Genomic DNA, 18,777 nt, shown 5'->3' with positions numbered 1-18,777 from the left:
CACTCTCTGCACTATCATTCTCGCACTTGAAAAGGCTTTAACTTTTCAAATGTTTCCTCGTTGTCCTCATCCAAAGAGCAGCTCATCCCCGGGCTGCTCTTTATAATTCTTTAGAATAGGTATAGATTAGAATAAAACCAAACACGGTCTGATTTTGTTTTGCCCACAAGAATGTTATATAATATCGAGAAATAGTTGTTATCAGGGTGATGAAAATGGATTTAGAGAGGATAAACTATTGGATAGAACTTGCAGATTACGATTTAAATACAGCAAAAGTGATGTTAGATTCAAAACGATTTTTATATGTGGGATTCATGTGCCATCAGGTGATTGAAAAATTGCTGAAAGGGTATTATGTTTCATTTAAGAATGAGGTTCCACCATACACGCATAACCTTGCTTACTTAAGTTAGCTTACAAAGCTCAATGAAGAATTCACAGATGAACAGAACAATTTTATTGATTTATTGGTACCATTAAATATACAATCCCGATATCCGGAAGCAAAAGATAAGGTTTTCAAAAGCTTGAATGATGAAAAATGCTCCCAAATCTATTTGGGAACAAAGGAGTTGCCTGAATGGATAAAGTGCGGTTGAGAAATTAGTTGAACAATATGCGCAAATTGTACTACAGGAGTTTCGTGTGGAAATGATTGTTTTATTCGGTTCCTATGCCAAAGATCTAGCCCATAAACACAGTGATATTGATGTTGCTGTTAGTGGACCATATTGAAGGGGATTACCTTGAGCAAAGCACAAGGTTATTTCAATTAACGAGGAAGGTTAATGTACTTATTGAACCCGTTCTTATAGAAAAAGATTCGTACAGAGGTGGGTTTTTGGAAGAAATCATGAAGACCGGCAAAATTATTTATCAACATCCAGCTTCTGCTTAATTTTCTGAGAGAAGATAAAAAAGCAGGTTCCTTAGATCATCTTAGCAGTGGTATATATCACCTCCTGTTTTTCACAGCCCCGTCTTTCTATAACTCAGCAAGAAAACCCAACCTGTCGAACTTAGTCGAACGAAATGCAAAAATTCAATTTCAGCATGCAAAAAGAACCGATTTTTGCTAAAATAGCCGCAAAAATGCATGATTCCCTAGTAGAATTTTGTCGAAACCACAGCAGAAATTCAAAAATGGCAATTAGACTTATTCTTGGCTTGCTGATATAAATAGGATAATAGTACTGGAAAGTGGGCCGGGTACATGAAAAACAGGGCTTAAGTATGAAGGTTTGTATAAATGAAGAAGAGGATAAACCGGTTCACTTTCTGCACTATCATTCTCGCACTTGAAAAGGCTTTAACTTTTCAAATGCTTCCTCGTTGTCCTCATCCAAAGAGCAGCTCATCCCCGGGCTGCTCTTATATTTTTAAAGCATCATCTTTACATATTGCCTTTGACAATACATTTCCCGGGAAATACATATGTTCCTTTTGTGTTCCAATAGCTATGATAACAGTTGTTGTCATACTCGCCATTATACATGCATGTCCTTACTACCTGAATTATGGTAAAGTTAATGGTAGAATTCCACTTTAAACTTAATTCATAAGCAAGTCTTATATAATCTAGTGATCTGTCATTCTCGTTTTTAACACATCAGCTGGGCAAGCTGGAATATCAAACATAAAACATAAGCAGACAAGAAAGGAAGGGTAGCCAATGAACCAAACATTGAAACCGATTCATGTGTACCGTGGGGACTATGTGGAAAGCGCACATGATGTACATATCGCTGTTGTTTCACCACAGGAGGATTTGCTGGCTTACTATGGTGATCCAAACAGACTTACCTTTGCCCGTTCATCCATGAAACCATTTCAAGCGGTACCCATTGTGGAGTCCGGAGCGATGGAAGCGTATAACTTAACAGACAGGGAGCTGTCCCTTTTTTGTGCCAGTCACAGCGGGGAAGCTTTTCACCGAAATGGGGCAGCGGAAGTTTTACGGAAAATTGGTTTAAAAGAAAGTGATTTGCAGTGTGGAACCCACATACCAAGGGATATAGAAAGCTATAATCAGCTTATGCGGGAAGGGAAACAGCTAACCCCGTTTTTCAGCAACTGTTCCGGAAAGCATGCCGGGATGCTTGCGGGAGTGAAGAAACAGGACATGGATGTTGCTTCCTACCGGGAGTTATCGCATCCGTACCAGCAGCAGATTTTGGAGGTTATAGCCGACGTCTCTGATTTTGCCAAAGAGGAAATTAAAATCTCTGTGGATGGATGCGGCGTGCCAGTTCACCGAATTCCGCTGAACCAGCTGGCACTCGCTTTCAGCAGGCTTGCTGCTCCGCAGAAGTGGACGCGTGGTTCCGAAAAAAGAAAGGAAGCGCTCAAACATATTAGAGATGCTATGGTGAATTATCCGGAAATGGTTGCCGGGACAAAGCGCTTCGATACGGATTTGATGAATGTTTTTCAAGGCAGAATAGTGGCAAAAGGCGGGGCAGAAGGTGTTCACTGTTTTGGCGATCGGGAAACAGGGGTAGGAGTTGCTGTAAAGATAGACGATGGCAATGCGAGAGGGACGAGCGTTGCATCCATGGAAGTTTTAAGGCAGCTGAACATAGGAGATCCATCCGCCTGGGATCAATTGGATACTTATTATCGTGCTCCGGTGCTGAATGCCAGAGATGAAAAAATCGGAGTGGTCCGCTCAGCCTTTGAATTAAATGTTTTACAGCAAATGAAAGTTGAAAAATGATTATCGCGCAAAAGATGATGCGCCAGTCTGCATAGAAAACTGTCAACGAAGAGGTGATGGAATGCTGAAACAAGCCAGGATGGTACTTGCCATGGTCGTAATTGTTTTATCTTTAATCAGTTTGCTGACAAATAATATGAATATATTTCCGTTTACATTACTGGCCGTTTCATTGTTAATGCTGGTGCTTGGCATTATTGAATTTCAGAAGGGAAAAACATGGCTGGGGATTGCATGTGTGGTGATATTCGTATTTTTGGTTTTTGTCGTAATTCAGGGTTTTATTATTAATTAGCAAAGCTGCAGTATAGGAAAACAATAGGCTGAAAACCGAGAGGATGGATAACATGTTAATTCTTTCCGAAAAAGATATACAGGAAAATTACTTCATGAAGGACGCCATAGCAGATGTGAAACAGTCATTGAAGTCGAAGAAAGCAGGAAAGATTACGAATCCGCACAGAACCGTAATTGATGTGCCGAAATATCAGGCATCCGCTTTGTACATGCCCAGTGCAGACCTCGCGCAGGAGATTGCTTCTGTGAAGCTCGTGTCCATATTTCCGGAAAATCCGGCAAAAGGAAAGCCGACCACACAGGGTGTGATCATGCTGACGGATGCTGCAACCGGGGTGCATATTTGCATGATGAATGCTTCTTTTTTAACACGGTTGCGTACAGGTGCTTTAAGTGCGATTGGAACAGAAAAACTGGCTCGGAAAAACGCAAGCAGGCTTGGGGTAATAGGAACCGGCGGCATGGCGTTTGAGCAGGTGCTGGGGATGCTGGCAGCAAGAGATGTCGACCATATTATGCTATTTAACCGGACGAAGGAAAAAGCGGAACGGTTCAAGGAAAAAATAGTGGATAGTGGAGTGGGACAATCTGTTGAAGTAGTGGAAAGTGCCAAAGAAGTAGTACAGGAATCTGACATTATATGCTGCAGTACAAGGTCAAATGATCCAGTATTCAATGGCAATGATTTAAGAGCAGGTACCCATATAAACGGAGTGGGATCCTACTTGCCTGATATGAGAGAAGTGGATGAAACCACGATTCAAAGAGCAGCAAAAATTGTGGTGGATGATTTAGCCAGCGTGAAAGAGGAAGCGGGAGAACTTATTCATGCAGACAGGCAAGGTGCTTGGCGTTTTTCAGAGGTGTACGGGGAACTCAGTGATTTGAAAGTGGATGAAGCTAAGCCCGTTCGTGAATCTGATGAGGAAATTACCTTTTTTAAATCAGTTGGAGCAGCCTATTTTGATCTTGCAGTGGCGAAGGGGATTTTTGAAAAAGCAATGGAGAAAGGGTTTGGAAGGCGGATAGAGCTGTAGTTGAAATGAACAGTTTAAAGTGCAGTTAACCTGATGACATCTGCATTTTTTCGCGCCTTGGGAAAATGTTTTAGCTGAGAGGTGGATTAAAGTTTTTTAGGAAGAACTAACGTATTCACTAAAAGATAACTAAATGTGAATTTTCTATAATTCCGTCGCATTCGTTGCTGAAATAAGGAACACCTTTAAAATCGAAACCTTTCTAAATCTATAAATTTAGTTTATCCTTATAGGAGAGAAAGTTAACTGCAGGGAGAAACTGATTCATGAGCAAATGGGGAGTAAGTATTGGCATAAGTGTTTATGCACTTTTGCATTTTATTACATATTTTTATTATAACGACATTTTGTTGTTTTTCTTAATGGCCAGCGGTTTGGTCATATTGGTCTTTGCACTTTTCAATTATAAACCCGGCCGTTTTAAATTGCCTTTGCTGTTATTTTTGAGTGGATTTATTATTTTCCTGGTCTCGGATACAGAGCTGCTTTACGGTTTTACAGGCGGTCTTTTGCAAATGCGTGATGTGATCGGACTGCTCGTTATTGTGCCGATGATCAGCTGGGTCCTAAAAGAAGAGTTTTATATGGAAGCAATTGTTGCTTTTGGGCATAAATTGCTTGATTCAAGCCGGAAATTTTACGCTGGAATGGTATCCTTTACCCAGATTATTGCCTATTTCCTTTTATTTGGTGCCATACCTATGATGTATCAGTTTGTGACAATGATACTGAAGGATGAAAAAGGAGAAGCATGGGAGAATTTTAAAGGAACAGCACTTTTGCGCGGATTTGCCTTATCGACGCTATGGGTAATTAGTATCCCAAGCTTTGTATTTGTAGTCGATGTCATGGAGGCATCGTTGTTCATTTCCATTTTACAGGGTATGGGGATGGCTGGTGTTGGTGTAGTTCTGGCAGTAATTTTTTCTTACTTTGAGGAGAAGCGTTACGGTGTCGATTTGACAGCCGGACTGCAAAATGAAATAGAGGAAGTGCTGCGGGAATCGGAGAATCAGGAGGAAACAAATAAAAATGTCATTGAATTTGTGATTTTGTTTATATCTTTGTTCGGAACGATCTTTCTATTATACAGTCTGATTGATATAGAATTGTTAATCCTGATTCCTTTAACCATTATTGTTTGGACCATCGTTTACTTCATGGCAAAAGGGAGAATGAACCACTTTTTTGCTGATGGAAAAGCCCATATGAAGCAACACATCGTCGGGCAGTCCTATCAGCTCTGTGTCATGCTTGGTGCAGGCATGCTGATTTTTTCTTTGAACCAGACAGCTTTTGCACAAACTGTGGTGGATGGTATTTATTCGTTGCAGGAAATGGTGCCATTTTTAAATCTGCTTTATTTTCTTCCTTTTATTATTATCATTCTTGGCTTTTTCGGGCTTGGCCCGTTGACCGTGCTTGTACTGGTTGGCGGAATATTGGGAAGTATTCATCTGCCCTATCCGCCTGAATTAATCGTGCTCGCAGTCACTTCGGGGAGTGCGATTTCCATTCTGCTTTCCCCGTTGATTATGCCGGTTATTACACTGAGTGGATCCAATGGGTTGAACGGGTTTACGAATGGGATACGGTTTAACTGGAAATATGCGCTCTCGTTGTACGTATTCGTGCAAATATATGTGCAGTTACGCATTTTTATAGGGTGACTTCAGGACATAAGTGTGCTGTAGTCACCTTTGTATTTTGTATGTGATTTAATCCCGCAACACTTCCTCCAGATCTTCCATGTTATCGTCCGGCACAAGGATATACAGAATATCTTTTTTTTGCAGCACTGTACCGGCAGTCGGCGGAATGGTTTTTCCGTCACGAATAATGAGGATAATATTCGCTTTATCAGGAAGGTTAATCTCTTCAATGTTTTTGCCAACGACACTGTATTTCTCGTTAATAACATATTCCACGATTTCCAGATCTTTTTTCCCTACAGACAGTAAATCCATCGTATGCAGGGGAATCACATCATCCGAGGTCACAAGTCCGAGCTTACTTGCCACAGGCTGCATCGTTGTTCCCTGAATCACGACGGATGTTAAAACAACGAAGAAAATAACGTTAAAATAGAGCTGGCTGTACTCAAGGCCGGCAAGCATCGGGAAGAGCGCCAATACAATTGGCACAGCACCACGTAAACCTGCCCAGGAAAGAAAAATCTTTTCTTTTATACTGAATTTCATGCCAGCTACAGAAATAAATGCAGCAATTGGACGGGCGATAAACATTAATATTATCGACAGCAGCACTCCCTGTAAAATAACAGTCATGGAAAATAAATCACCGGGAATCACAATAAGTCCCAGAATGAAAAATAAGCCAATTTGAGCAATCCAGGTAAAACCTTAATTAAAACGAAGAATCGCATTTCTCTGTTTTAACCCTGAATTACCGATCACCAGTGCACTTACATAAACTGCGAGCAACCCACTGGCATTTGCCAGTTCACTTATACTGAAGGCCAAAAAGGCAAAGGAAATGGCAAGCAAAGGATATAGTCCACTGGAGGACAGGTCAATCCGGTATAATGCTTTACTGCCAATTTTTCCAATTACTAAGCCGAGAATCAGTGCAACTCCCATTTGCCAGAAGAAGTCTCCGATAAATCCCATAATGCCAGTTCCGTCTGCCGTGATCATTGCGATAAAGGAAGTGGTTAAAAATACGGCCATCGGATCATTTGCACCGGATTCTGCTTCCAACGTTGCTTCAAGCCGCTTTGTAATATTCTTTCCCTGAAGCATTGCAAATACGGCTGCAGCATCTGTTGAACCGACGATCGCCCCCATGAGAAGTGCTTCCGGCCAGGTGAAATTAAATATAAATTTAGCAGCCATTCCGAGAATAATGCTTGTAATAAGTACACCCAAAGTGGCAAGGGACAGTGCAGGGAAAGCTACCGGCCGAATGGTTTGCCAATTTGTTTTTATTCCCCCGTCAAAAAGGATGATAACAAGTGCCATCATCCCTATCAGCTGCGCAATCTGCGGATCGTCAAACGTTACGAGATCAAGCAGATCCCCACCGACAATCATACCTAAAGCGATAAAGAAAATGAGTGAAGGTGCATTGATACGTATGGAAAATTGGACGCTGAGAATGCTGATGATAAGTATAATAGAAATAGCGAGAATAATTAGATTGGAATCAAGTAGCTCGTCCAGCGTCACTCACCCCTTTAAATAACATACTAAAAATATATATACCCATAAATAATCAATCGTACACACTAACGGGGGTCAGACCCCTAAATTCTGAATAATTTGGTATAAGACGCTAAACTTGGGGTCTGACCCCTCAATTCTAAATAATGAAAAAGTTGTCGTGAACCAGGGGGAAGATTTTCTTGGGGTTTTTTTATTTAGGGGCGGGTATGTATAATATAGGTGTTAAGATAGATAATTTCGGATGGAGGATTGAAAAATGATTAAGCATCTGCAGGATACGCTGACGTTGAATAATGGGGTCAAAATGCCGGGCTTTGGTCTCGGTGTGTACAAGGTGAAAGATGGTGATGTCGTATACCAGGCGGTGGAGGATGCATTGGAAACAGGGTACAGAAGTATTGATACCGCCTCCTTTTATTTCAATGAAAAAGGCGTTGGCCGGGCTGTTAAGGACTCACGTGTACCGCGGGAAGATATTTTTATTACTTCTAAGGTGTGGAATGATCAGCAGGGATATGAAGGCACATTAAAGGCATTTGATGAAACACTGGAAAACCTGCAGACCGACTATTTGGATCTTTATTTAATTCACTGGCCGGTAAAAGAAAAATATAAAGACACGTGGCGCGCCATGGAAAAACTTTATAAAGAAGAAAGAGTAAAGGCAATTGGGGTAAGCAATTTCCATATCCACCATCTGGAACATTTGCTGGATGGCTGTGACGTGAAGCCTGCGGTTAATCAGGTGGAATATCATCCCCATTTGACACAGGAGAAACTGCATGCTTTTTGCAAACAGCACGGTATTCAACTGGAAGCGTGGTCTCCATTAAAAAGAGGACAACTTCTGGATGACCCATTGTTAAATGAGATCGGAAGAAAGTATAACAAAACTGCGGCACAGGTGATTCTGCGCTGGGATGTCCAAAATGAAGTGATTACAATACCGAAATCAATAACGGATAAACGGATAAAAGAAAACGCGGATATTTTTGATTTTTCTCTGACAGCGGAGGAAATGAAACGCATTCACGGGTTGAATAAAAATGATCGGGCAGGCACAAACCCTGACAGCTTTGATTAATGTACAAACATGCCGAATCAATGGATAAATTTCTTTAAATAACGATGTTTCTGAAACACACGGATTTATTGAGTGATGTGCACCCCTGAAGTTAGACCAAAATCTAACCTCGGGGGTGTTTTTTAAACAAGTATTATGGGAATAAGATAATAACAGAAGCTAATATTCTTATAGATAACGTAATTTTTTCAAAAAAGTTAAAAAAAGATTGACAGCAAAAATTTCTATAGACTATAATAAATATACTTGAATGCATGTCGACAATCGACAATAAGAAAAAATAGCGACATTGCATGTGCCACAGCATAAAATATAATAACAGCAATTATCATTAAATTCTTCCAATTTTCACTTCTTTATTTGTCCTGAAGCAATAGTCACCATTTACGCAGTAAGTATATGACCAATACCTTCACTTCCTATTTTGCAATCGATTTCAAAAAAATATAAAAAGAGATATGAGAGGAGAGGATTTCCATGTTGGCCTTTTCCATTACTGAGTATAAGGAAAGACTAGCTAAAACAAAAAAGAGAATGCAGGATAAAGGGATTGATGTCCTTCTTGTGACAGATCCTGCAAACATGAATTATTTAACAGGATATGATGCATGGTCTTTCTATGTGCATCAGGTGCTAGTAGTTAACCTGGAGGATGAACAGCCCTATTGGATAGGAAGGGGGCTGGACGCCAATGCAGCCAGGCATACGACATGGTTGGACGATATGCATGTTTTACCTTATCCCGATCACTATGTACAATCTGATGTAAGACATCCCATGGACTTTGTAAGTGGATTTTTAAGACAGCAGCAATTGCATAATATAACGATCGCCGTTGAAATGGATGCTTATTATTTTACTGCCCGAAGCTATATCCATTTAACGAAGGGGTTGCCGGATGCAACGTTTAAAGACGGTACCAATTTGGTTAACTGGATAAGAATAATAAAATCCGATCAGGAAATTGAATATATTAAAAAAGCAGCAGCTATTTCCGAAAAGGCAATGGAAGTAGCGTATGAGCGGCTGAATGAAGGTGTGAGGGAATGCGATGTAGCAGCAGCCATTTCCCATGCTCAAATCAGCGGCACCGAGGATTACGGCGGTGATTATCCGTCAATTGTTCCTTTATTGCCAACCGGGGAGAAAACGTCAGCATGTCATCTTACGTGGACAGATGAAACTTTCCAGGAAGGTCAGCCTGTCATTATTGAGTTATCCGGCTGCTACAGAAGGTACCACTCACCTCTGGCAAGGACAGCAGTTATTGGAAGAGCAAATGAAGAAATTCAAAGGTTAAGCGAAATAGTTATGGAAGGAGTAAGTGCAGCGCTGGATACGGTGAGACCGGGTGTCAGCTGTGAGGAAATAGAGTTGGCCTGGAGGGCATCCATTGACAGGAACGGGATACGAAAGGAATCCCGGATCGGTTATTCAGCCGGACTGAATTATCCGCCTGACTGGGGAGAGCACACAGCAAGCCTGCGCCCGGGGGACAAAACCGTCCTGGAACCAAATATGGTCTTCCATATGATACCAACTATTGATCTTGGTCATGTCGGAATGGAAATCAGCGAATCCTTCCGCGTCACTGAAACAGGTGTAGAAGTTCTTGCAGACTTTCCGAGAGAACTGTATGTAAAACCAAATATTCGTTTAGCATGAATAAAAAAGGGACGGTTCTGCTGTTACAGTACAAAAGCAAAACCGTCCCGCTGTCTTTATCTTTACCAAATTAAACTTGGCGGTGTTTTTCCATTTAAGCCGGCTTCAAGATTTTCGGCGGCCAACTGTGACATTTTTAATTCGGTTTCGTGGGTGGAAGAGCCGATATGCGGGGTTGTTACCACATTTTCCATCTGAAGTAACGGGTTATCCGGGTCGGTCGGCTCATTTTCAAAAACATCCAGGGCTGCACCTGCAATTTCTCCCTGCTGCAGGGCCTGTATTAAGTCATTTTCCACAATTGTTTTTCCCCGGGAAGCATTAATAAAAATAGCCGAATCCTTCATTTGTTTAAATTCTTCCCGGCTGATCATTCCTTCTGTTTCCTTCGTCAGGGGAGTCATCATGCAAACAAAGTCAGCCTCCCGCAACAGTTCGGGGAGTGTGCAATATGTGGCTCCATAAGTTTCTTCCGCCTCTTTCTTTCTGCTCCTCGTATGATATAAAACATCCATATGAAAACCAAAATGCGCTCTGTTGGCAATGGCCATTCCTATATTTCCAAGACCAATGATGCCGATCTTCTTATGGTGCACATCCAAACCGAAATACTCCGGACCGATGGCCTCTTCTTTCCATTCTCCATTTTTGACAAACCGGTCCAGTTCCGTAATTCTTCTGGCAGCAGCAAGCAGAATGCCGAACACGACATCAGCCACCGTATCATTTAATACATCCGGCGTATTGGTAGCCATGATATTTCTCTTTTTCAGTTCATCGATATCGAGGTTGTTGTAGCCGACAGATACATTACTGACTATTTTCAGGTTGGGAGCATGCTCCAGCAGTTCTTTATTCACGGGAAGCTCCAGCCCGATAATCCCTTCCGCTTCTTTTAAATGCTCCCGAAAAGCAGGATCATTCAACGGTTCAGCACTGTTAAAAAAACGCACATCATATTTCTGTTTTAAATTATCCAATACAGGTTTTTCCACGCGGTTATAGGCAATTATCTTCTTTTTCATGCCGACACTCCTTTGATCATAGTAACACTCTCATCTTCTGTGCCCTTATTCTAAATAACAATTTAAAATTATGCAAATCTTTCAGGGGCAAGGTGCTATTGTACCGCAGCTGTAAATTATCATTGACATTGGAGAAATTCTGAATTATGATTAGGGAAATGGTGATTGTCGACAATCGACATCAAATATTGTGTAAAGGTTTAACTGCAGCAAAAGTCGGGATGGTATTTTTCAGAGAGCTGTATGGGAATACCTAATCTGTCCCATAAAAAACGTAATGAAACAGTAGAACGGTCCCCTTGTTGCAAAAGAAGGAGAGAGTTGATGGGAAATAATGAGTATGCGATTATGCAGAAGCCGTTGAGTGAGTTAATTGCGGAGCAGTTGCGGTCGCGGATTTGGGATAAGGATATTGCATTCGGTGAACGTTTGCTGGAAACGGATCTTGCGGAGGAATATGCGGTCAGCAGGAGTACGATTCGGGAAGCGTTAAAGATATTGGAAGCGGAAGAGCTGGTTGTCAGTCAAGCAAGAAAAGGAACGTATGTCTCCGATTTTACGGCGGAGGATTTCAATGAAATGATTGAACTGAGGACGCTGCTGGAGACAACAGCCTTCAAAAAAGCACTCCCGGAACTTGATGATGAGCACTTGTTGAAGCTGGAAAAGATCATTGAAAACATGAGGCAAAAAGCAAAGGACAAAGATTGGCATGGATTATTTGATCTGGATACAAAGTTCCATAGCTATGTCGTTGATTTATGCGGGAACTCCCGTATTGTAAAAATCTATCAGTCTCTTCAAGTACAAATCCGTACTTTTCTCATGCACCTTGATAAATATTATACCAGTCATCAATCCTTTTACGAAGAGCATAAGGATTTATATGAGGCATTGGCATCCAAGGATGTAAAAAAAGTACAGGAAAAAGTGCGTACACACATTGAATATGTGGAAGAGAAACTATTGGATGGAAATTACAAGTAAATTTTCAAGGAGGTTCTTATGATGACAAAACAATTTGCACGCATTCAGACCGAACTGCCGGGACCAAGAGCAAAGGAATTACTGGAAAGAAGGCATGCCACAGTGCCGCACGGATCGGGCTATGGTGTACCTACATTTGCCGAATCTGCCAAAGGTGCACTGATCAGGGACGTGGACGGCAATCAGTTTATTGATTTTGCCGGAGCCATCGGCGTAATTAATGTGGGCCACAGCCATGATGAAGTTGTAAACGCTTTACATGACCAGGTGGATAAATTTATTCATACCGGTTTTAATGTCATGATGTATGACTCCTACATCGAGTTGTCGGAAAGGATTGCGGCACTCGCACCAGGGAGTTTTGATAAAAAAGCAATGTTTTTCAACAGTGGAGCAGAAGCGGTGGAGAACGCCGTTAAAATAGCCCGGAAGTATACCGGAAGAAAATCCATTGTTTCTTTTTCCGGCGGGTTTCATGGACGCACTTTAATGGGAATGTCATTAACAGGGAAGATTCACCCATATAAATATGAATATGGACCATTTGCGCCTGAGGTTTATCATGCCCCGTTCCCGTACCATTACCGCCGTCCAAAAGAAATGTCCAGAGACGCCTACAATGAATATATTTTGCAGCAAATTGAAAATTTCTTTATTACGGAAGTTGACCCAAATCTTATCGCGGCGTTTGTTATGGAACCGGTGCAGGGAGAAAGCGGTTTTATCGTACCGGATAAGGAGTTTGTGCAGGGCGTGTATGACCTTTGCAAAAAGCACGGCATTTTATTTATCGCTGATGAAATACAGACCGGATTTGGCCGAACGGGAAAGTATTTTGCCATGGAACATTACGGGGTGGAACCTGACTTGATAACCATTTCCAAATCAATGGCAGCTGGAATACCAATCAGCGGTGTCATCGGCCGGGGTGAAGTTATGGACAGCGCCAATGCCGGTGAACTTGGCGGGACGTATAATGGAAGCCCTCTCGGGTGCAGAGCGGGACTCGCAGTACTGGATGTGATGGAAAAAGAAAATCTTAATGAGCGGGCGGAACACATCGGGCAAAAGGTATTGAAACGTTTTGAAAGCATGTATGACCGCTTTCATGTTATCGGCGATTACCGGGGACTGGGCGCCATGTGCGCATTGGAGTTTGTGGAAGACCGTGATAAGAAAACCCCTGCAAAGGATGTTACCGGCCAGGTGCTACAGGCCGCACATAAGCGGGGACTTATCGCACTTAAAGCAGGTATGCATGATAATGTTGTCCGCCTGCTTATGCCGCTTGTCATAACAGATGAGCAGCTGGAGGAAGGCCTCACCATCCTTGAGGAAGCGATTGAAGAGGTTGTTGCCGGCGTAAAGGCATAATGGCACCCGTTTAGATGAAGTATGTAGAGTAAGCTGATCCATGCAGGAAGAAATAAAGATGGGAGTGAACGGAAGATGAGCGAAGCAAAAAGATATTTGATAAACATTAACGGAGAATGGACGGGGGAGGACCTCGATACAAAAGAAGTAATCAACCCGGCAAACCAGGAAGTGGTCGGTACCGTCCCGCATGGCGGTGCCAAAGAGGCGGAACAGGCCATAGAAGCGGCAAATGCAGCATTTTATTCATGGTCCCGCCTTACTCCCTATGACAGGGCAGGATATTTGAAAAAATTTCACCAGCTGATGCTGGACAACAAAGAAGAACTTGCCGAAATGATGACACTGGAAATGGGAAAGCCAATTGAAGAATCGAGAGGGGAAGTTGTTTATGCAGCTTCTTTTGTGGAATGGTTTGCAGAAGAAGGAAAACGGATTTATGGATCTGTAACTCCAACCCATGCCAATGATAAGCGGCTGCAAACATGGAAAAAACCAGTGGGAGTAGTAGGTGCAATCACCCCATGGAATTTTCCCGCTGCCATGCTGACAAGAAAACTGGCACCGGCACTTGCCGCAGGATGTACGGTTATCATGAAGCCTTCCGGAGACAGTCCGCTGACTGCGGTGAAAATGATGGAGCTGTTTGAAGAGGCAGGTTTTCCAAAAGGAGTCGTTAATTTATTGACCGGCTCATCTTCTGAAATAGCCGAAACGATGATGAAAAACGAAAAAGTAAGCAAAATTACATTCACCGGTTCCACAGAGGTTGGAAAACTATTAATCAAGCAAAGTGCCGACCAGGTAAAAAAACTATCACTTGAACTTGGCGGCCACGCTCCATTTATTGTATTGGAGGATGCCAATATTGATCAGGCGGTAAAAGGTCTGATTGCTTCGAAATTCAGAAATTCCGGCCAGACATGCATTTGCGCAAACCGTGTCTATGTTCATGAAAAAATCTACGATGAATTTGCCGATAAATTTGCGGAAGAAGTAGAAAAGCTGAAAGTAGGCAACGGCATGAATGAGGATGTAAAGATCGGTCCATTAATTAATAAGGACGGCTATGATAAAGTAAAACGCCATGTCGATGATGCACTGGAAAAAGGGGCGGAAGCTGTGACAGGGGCAAAACCTTATGAAAGTGATACGGATGGGTTCTTCTACACCCCAACCGTGCTGAAAAATATTGATCCTTCCATGGTGGTCATGCAGGAGGAAACCTTTGGCCCTGTGGCACCGATCCAGAAAATAAGCTCGGATGAAGAAGGTGTGAAATATGCCAATGACACACCTTACGGATTGGCGGCATATGTTTATACAGACAATGTAGCCAGGGGAACCAAATTCATTGAGCAATTAAACTTTGGCATCGTCGGCTGGAACAGTGGAGCTCCATCTGCTGCACAAGTGCCGTTTGGCGGCATGAAGGAAAGCGGACTCGGCAGGGAAGGCGGTCATGAAGGAATAGAGGCATTTGTTGAATCGCAATATGTAGCTATTGGAATGGAATAGAGAGGAAATAGAAACAGGCTGTGACGCAAGTACGTTTAAGCGAATGTTTCAGACATCAGCTCCGGTAACATACGGACACTTTTGCGGGAGGGGAAGCACCGGTGAAATGACTTGGGCGCTATGCGTCTAAGGGGATTCACCAGCCGCCTGCAGAATGTGGAGGATCTTGCCGGAGCCGATGGTGTCTGCTAAGTTTCATCGTTATTTTTCAGGCTCTTTCTTCCCACATGAATGTAAAGCGGTTACATACCTTTTAAAAGGGGGGGGTTGCATGGCAAGTGAAGCGGTAAGCCTGCAGGATATTTGGCAGGCAAAAAAGCGTATATCAGCCAGTGTGCATAAAACGCCGCTCCTGTATTCACCCGTTCTGTCGAAAGTGGCGAAAGCAAATATTTATTTAAAACTGGAAAACATCCACCCGAGTGATTCCTTCAAAATCCGCGGGGCAGCAAATAAACTGTTAACACTGACACCTGATGAAAAGGAGAAAGGAGTGGCCACTTTTTCAACCGGAAATTTTGGGAGAAGTGTTGCATATATAGCGAACAAACTGGGAATCGCCTCCACCATTTGTATTTCAAAAAGGGTTCCTGAAGCTAAAGTAAAGGCACTTCAAAAAACCGGGGCAAACATAGAAATTGCCGGTAATTCACAGGATGAAGCGGAACAGCGATGCTACGAATTGCAGAAAAAACATGGATTAACGGTAGTGCATCCGTTTGACGACCCCTACATGATTGCGGGAAATGGAACGATTGGCCTGGAAATATTAGAAGAACTGCCGGAGGCGAATATGATTATTTCCGGATTATCAGGCGGAGGCCTGCTTTCAGGTGCAGGCATTGCCATGCGGGCAGCAGACAGAGACATGAGAATAATCGGTGTATCCACGGAGCAGGGAGCTGCTATGTACGAAAGCATTCAGGCAGGCAAGCCCGTCCTGGTAGAAGAAGCGGATACGTTGGCAGATAGTCTGCTTGGAGGCATTGGTCTTGAGAACCGGTATACGTTTGAACTCGTACAAAAATATGCGGATGATATCCTGCTCATCAATGAAGAGGAAATAGCAGATGGTATCGGCTTCATACAGGATGAACATCGTATGGCTATAGAAGGAGCGGCAGCGGCAGGTGTCGGTGCCATTCTTCACGGAAAAGTGTCTGCCGGTTCCCATACCGTCATTATAATCAGTGGTTCCAGCATTAATACCGAGGTGCTGCTGGATGTAACAAATCATTATTTGTTGCGGAAATCCAATATTTTGAGGGGAGGATTTTTACATGAATAAAATATTGTTCAATGATGAAGTTGTGGACAGGGATTATGTCGTCGATATTGAAGACAGAGCCTATCAATTCGGGGATGGGATCTATGAAGTTATAGGCGTTTATGATGGAAAACCGCTTATGATGAAAGAACATCTCATTCGATTGGAAAGAAGTGCAAGGGAGCTGCAACTGAACCTTCCACTGTCGGCGGAGGAGCTGAAAGAAAAACTGGAGAAGTTAGTAGAAGCCAATGAATTGAACGAAGGAATCATTTATTTGCAGGTTTCCAGGGGCACTTCGCCAAGGTGGCATGAGTTTCCTCCTGCCGAAACTACACCGGTGACAATCGGCTATACAAGAGAGGAGCCCCGGATGAGTGAGGTGGAGGATAAAGGAGGCACTGCGGTGCTGACCGAGGATATCCGCTGGCTGCGCTGTGACATTAAAACATTAAACCTCCTGCCGAATGTGCTTGCAAAGCAAAAAGCGGTCGAACATGATGCGGTGGAAGCAATTTTGCATCGCGGGGACATAGTTACGGAAGCGAGCGCATCCAATGTGTTCATCGTGCGTGATGGTGCCTTATACACACATCCGGCAAATAATTATATTTTAAATGGGATTACAAGACAGAAAATCATTGAGTTATGCGAAAAACTCCAACTGGATGTTCATGAAGAAACTTACACAGTTGAAGAATTACTGCAGGCGGATGAAGTATTTATCTCAGCAACAAAGTCGGATATTATTCCCATTTTAAAAGTGGATGATCATACGATTGGCAACGGAAAGCCCGGTGAGGTCACCAAGTCGATTATTCAGGAATTCCGTAAACTTTATAGCTAGGGCGTTTGTATTTTTCAAATTCCATTTTATGAGGAAGGGAGTGTGTGTGTTGCAAATAAAAGCAAATCAATTAACCACCCACCACCCTACGGTAGCTGTCATTGATTTACAGGCATACCGGGAAAATATCGCCAAGTTGAAATCGCTGACGAAGCACAGTGAATTCATGGCAGTTATTAAGACGAATGCATATGGGCATGGCATTGTAAAGATGGGTTTTGAAGCAGTGCAGGCAGGCGCTCACAGGCTTGGTGTGACCAGTATAGAGGAGGGAGTATTGCTCAGGGAAAATGGCATTACTGTTCCCATTCACTTATTAAGTGCCGTCATGCCGGAGCGTGCTGTGGATATTGTGGCACATAACCTGGTCGCTTCCATTTCTTCCAAGAAACTGGCAACAGCAATAAGTGAAGAGGCTGTAAAGCAGGGGCGGACCGCTGCGGTTCATCTGAAAATTGATACGGGACTGCACCGTTTTGGGCTTCACCCGCAAGAAGCTGTGTCATTTTGCAGAGATGTTTATCATTTGCCTGGACTGTTATGGGAAGGAATCTATACCCATTTTTCCAGTGCGGATGAAGGAGAGTGGGATAAAACGGAAAAGGAATTCACGTTATTTAAAGAAACGGTTTCCAAACTGAAAGAACATGACTTTTATTTCCCTGTGCAGCATGTGGGCGGTTCCACGATAACGATGGAAAAACCGGAAATGCATCTTGATATGGTGCGGCCCGGGATCGCGCTTTTTGGCTATCCGCCAGATGTCCGGCAGAATGAACTGATTGATTTGAAACCGGTCATGACATTAAAGACAAAAGTTCTCCTTGTCAGAGAATTGCCGCCAAACATGCCCATCGGCTATGGCGGGAGCTACATTACTTCCGGAACGGAAAAAATAGCTGTGATTGCCATTGGCCACGGAGATGGTTACCAACGTACCTTTTCCAATAATGGAGAGATGCTGATTGGTGGAAAACGGGCCAATATTATTGGCACGATATCTTTGGATCAGACAATGGTGGATGTTACACACGTCCCAGATGTTCAGGAAGGGGATGAGGTTATTATTATTGGCAGACAAAACAAGGATGAAATTCATGCACGGGAAGTAGCCGGCTGGGCACATACCATTGTCGATGAAGTACTGGCGAGTCTGCTGGAGCGGATTAAACGGATCTACATTTAATACAGTATTACCGGGCATGGAAGTGCGATGGGCGGCGTTTGGAGTCATACACTCATGCAGCACGGGAGAGCAACTGCTAAAAGTGTATTTTTTCTAGATGTCGAGAATGGGATGATTTTATATAATATTTTTAAAAAAAGCCAAACTTCCGTACTCATAACCCGCCAGCCTGCTACGCTTTCACGCCTCCGGGTACAAAGGGACATGTCTTCAAACTCTATTTGGGGGAGTGAAGTCATGTTTACTCTGTTTTGACGTGCAGCTGGTGAGTCTCCTCATGCTGTAGCACTTGCTAGGACTCACTGATATCTTCCATCCAGAATGAGTTACCGTATCTTGCCGTGCCCAATGTGTAAATGACTGCTTGAGTAAATCATCTTATATGTATTCCAACTAATCATTTCGTTGTTTACAGCCTGGCTCCCCGTAGCCATTTACTATGATACGTCATTTTGTTATTTTTACATGATGCCAGCGTATAGAGTTCTTCAATGGTATGTCATCTAAGAGTAAGCACATGATGACAGCACATAGAGTCCTTCAATGGTATGTCATTTAAGAGTAAGCACATGATGACAGCGCATAG

The 18,777-nt window shown here is 42.8% G+C and carries 15 protein-coding genes and 2 pseudogenes; 14 read left to right on the top strand and 3 right to left on the bottom strand.

The window, feature by feature from the left end; genetic code table 11:
• Positions 1 to 215 precede the first annotated feature (215 nt).
• The 6 genes and pseudogenes from ACZ42C_RS09200 (at position 216) to ACZ42C_RS09175 (ending at position 5,723) form a co-directional block, all read left to right on the top strand.
• Positions 216 to 416, top strand: coding sequence for a HEPN domain-containing protein (locus ACZ42C_RS09200; RefSeq protein ID WP_461181199.1), 201 nt, complete (start codon positions 216 to 218; stop codon positions 414 to 416).
• A 208-nt stretch (positions 417 to 624) separates the two neighbouring features.
• A pseudogene (locus tag ACZ42C_RS09195) lies at positions 625 to 738 on the top strand (nucleotidyltransferase family protein); the annotation flags it as partial.
• 937 nt (positions 739 to 1,675) lie between these two features.
• A complete protein-coding gene (locus tag ACZ42C_RS09190; protein ID WP_461181200.1) occupies positions 1,676 to 2,719 on the top strand; it encodes an asparaginase in 1,044 nt (347 codons plus the stop codon).
• Positions 2,720 to 2,780: 61 nt separating this feature from the next.
• Positions 2,781 to 3,014 carry a hypothetical protein gene (locus tag ACZ42C_RS09185; protein WP_461181201.1) on the top strand — a complete coding sequence of 78 codons (234 nt, stop codon included), beginning with the start codon at positions 2,781 to 2,783 and terminating at the stop codon, positions 3,012 to 3,014.
• 52 nt (positions 3,015 to 3,066) lie between these two features.
• A complete protein-coding gene (locus ACZ42C_RS09180; RefSeq protein ID WP_461181202.1) occupies positions 3,067 to 4,053 on the top strand; it encodes an ornithine cyclodeaminase family protein in 987 nt (328 codons plus the stop codon).
• Between the two features lie 266 nt (positions 4,054 to 4,319).
• Entirely contained in the window at positions 4,320 to 5,723 is a 1,404-nt protein-coding gene (locus ACZ42C_RS09175) for a hypothetical protein (RefSeq protein ID WP_461181203.1), read from the top strand.
• 48 nt (positions 5,724 to 5,771) lie between these two features.
• On the opposite strand, the gene ACZ42C_RS09170 is transcribed toward ACZ42C_RS09175, so the two are convergent.
• Both ACZ42C_RS09170 and ACZ42C_RS09165 read right to left on the bottom strand, forming a co-directional pair.
• Positions 5,772 to 6,020 carry a TrkA C-terminal domain-containing protein gene (locus tag ACZ42C_RS09170; protein ID WP_464891363.1) on the bottom strand — a complete coding sequence of 83 codons (249 nt, stop codon included), beginning with the start codon at positions 6,018 to 6,020 and terminating at the stop codon, positions 5,772 to 5,774.
• A 57-nt stretch (positions 6,021 to 6,077) separates the two neighbouring features.
• Positions 6,078 to 7,241, bottom strand: a pseudogene (locus ACZ42C_RS09165) (potassium/proton antiporter); the annotation flags it as partial.
• 253 nt (positions 7,242 to 7,494) lie between these two features.
• Here ACZ42C_RS09165 and ACZ42C_RS09160 point away from each other — a divergent pair.
• Positions 7,495 to 8,322 carry an aldo/keto reductase gene (locus tag ACZ42C_RS09160; RefSeq protein WP_461181204.1) on the top strand — a complete coding sequence of 276 codons (828 nt, stop codon included), beginning with the start codon at positions 7,495 to 7,497 and terminating at the stop codon, positions 8,320 to 8,322.
• A gap of 477 nt (positions 8,323 to 8,799) precedes the next feature.
• The gene (locus ACZ42C_RS09155; protein WP_461181205.1) at positions 8,800 to 9,987 is read left to right on the top strand and encodes a M24 family metallopeptidase; all 1,188 of its coding nucleotides are present in this window, start codon (positions 8,800 to 8,802) and stop codon (positions 9,985 to 9,987) included.
• A gap of 62 nt (positions 9,988 to 10,049) precedes the next feature.
• Here ACZ42C_RS09155 and ACZ42C_RS09150 read toward each other — a convergent pair whose 3' ends face one another.
• Complete coding sequence (locus tag ACZ42C_RS09150) at positions 10,050 to 11,012, bottom strand: 2-hydroxyacid dehydrogenase (protein ID WP_461181206.1); 963 nt, start codon at positions 11,010 to 11,012, stop codon at positions 10,050 to 10,052.
• 324 nt (positions 11,013 to 11,336) lie between these two features.
• Between ACZ42C_RS09150 and ACZ42C_RS09145 the strand changes: the two genes are divergently transcribed.
• From ACZ42C_RS09145 to alr, 6 genes are all read left to right on the top strand, one after another.
• Positions 11,337 to 11,999, top strand: coding sequence for a GntR family transcriptional regulator (locus ACZ42C_RS09145; protein ID WP_461181207.1), 663 nt, complete (start codon positions 11,337 to 11,339; stop codon positions 11,997 to 11,999).
• 18 nt (positions 12,000 to 12,017) lie between these two features.
• Entirely contained in the window at positions 12,018 to 13,373 is a 1,356-nt protein-coding gene (gene gabT / locus ACZ42C_RS09140) for a 4-aminobutyrate--2-oxoglutarate transaminase (protein ID WP_461181208.1), read from the top strand.
• A gap of 75 nt (positions 13,374 to 13,448) precedes the next feature.
• Positions 13,449 to 14,891: an NAD-dependent succinate-semialdehyde dehydrogenase gene (locus ACZ42C_RS09135; RefSeq protein WP_461181209.1), complete on the top strand. Its 1,443-nt coding sequence runs from the start codon at positions 13,449 to 13,451 to the stop codon at positions 14,889 to 14,891.
• Between the two features lie 271 nt (positions 14,892 to 15,162).
• Positions 15,163 to 16,179: a pyridoxal-phosphate dependent enzyme gene (locus tag ACZ42C_RS09130; protein ID WP_461181210.1), complete on the top strand. Its 1,017-nt coding sequence runs from the start codon at positions 15,163 to 15,165 to the stop codon at positions 16,177 to 16,179.
• The gene (dat, locus tag ACZ42C_RS09125; protein ID WP_461181211.1) at positions 16,172 to 17,005 is read left to right on the top strand and encodes a D-amino-acid transaminase; all 834 of its coding nucleotides are present in this window, start codon (positions 16,172 to 16,174) and stop codon (positions 17,003 to 17,005) included. The genes ACZ42C_RS09130 and dat overlap by 8 nt, the downstream gene beginning before the upstream one ends.
• Before the next feature lie 49 nt (positions 17,006 to 17,054).
• Entirely contained in the window at positions 17,055 to 18,191 is a 1,137-nt protein-coding gene (alr, locus tag ACZ42C_RS09120) for an alanine racemase (protein ID WP_461181212.1), read from the top strand.
• Positions 18,192 to 18,777: the final 586 nt, after the last annotated feature.

It is taken from the genome of Virgibacillus kimchii (assembly GCF_055379185.1).
This window is presented reverse-complemented; position numbering and strand designations above follow the sequence as displayed.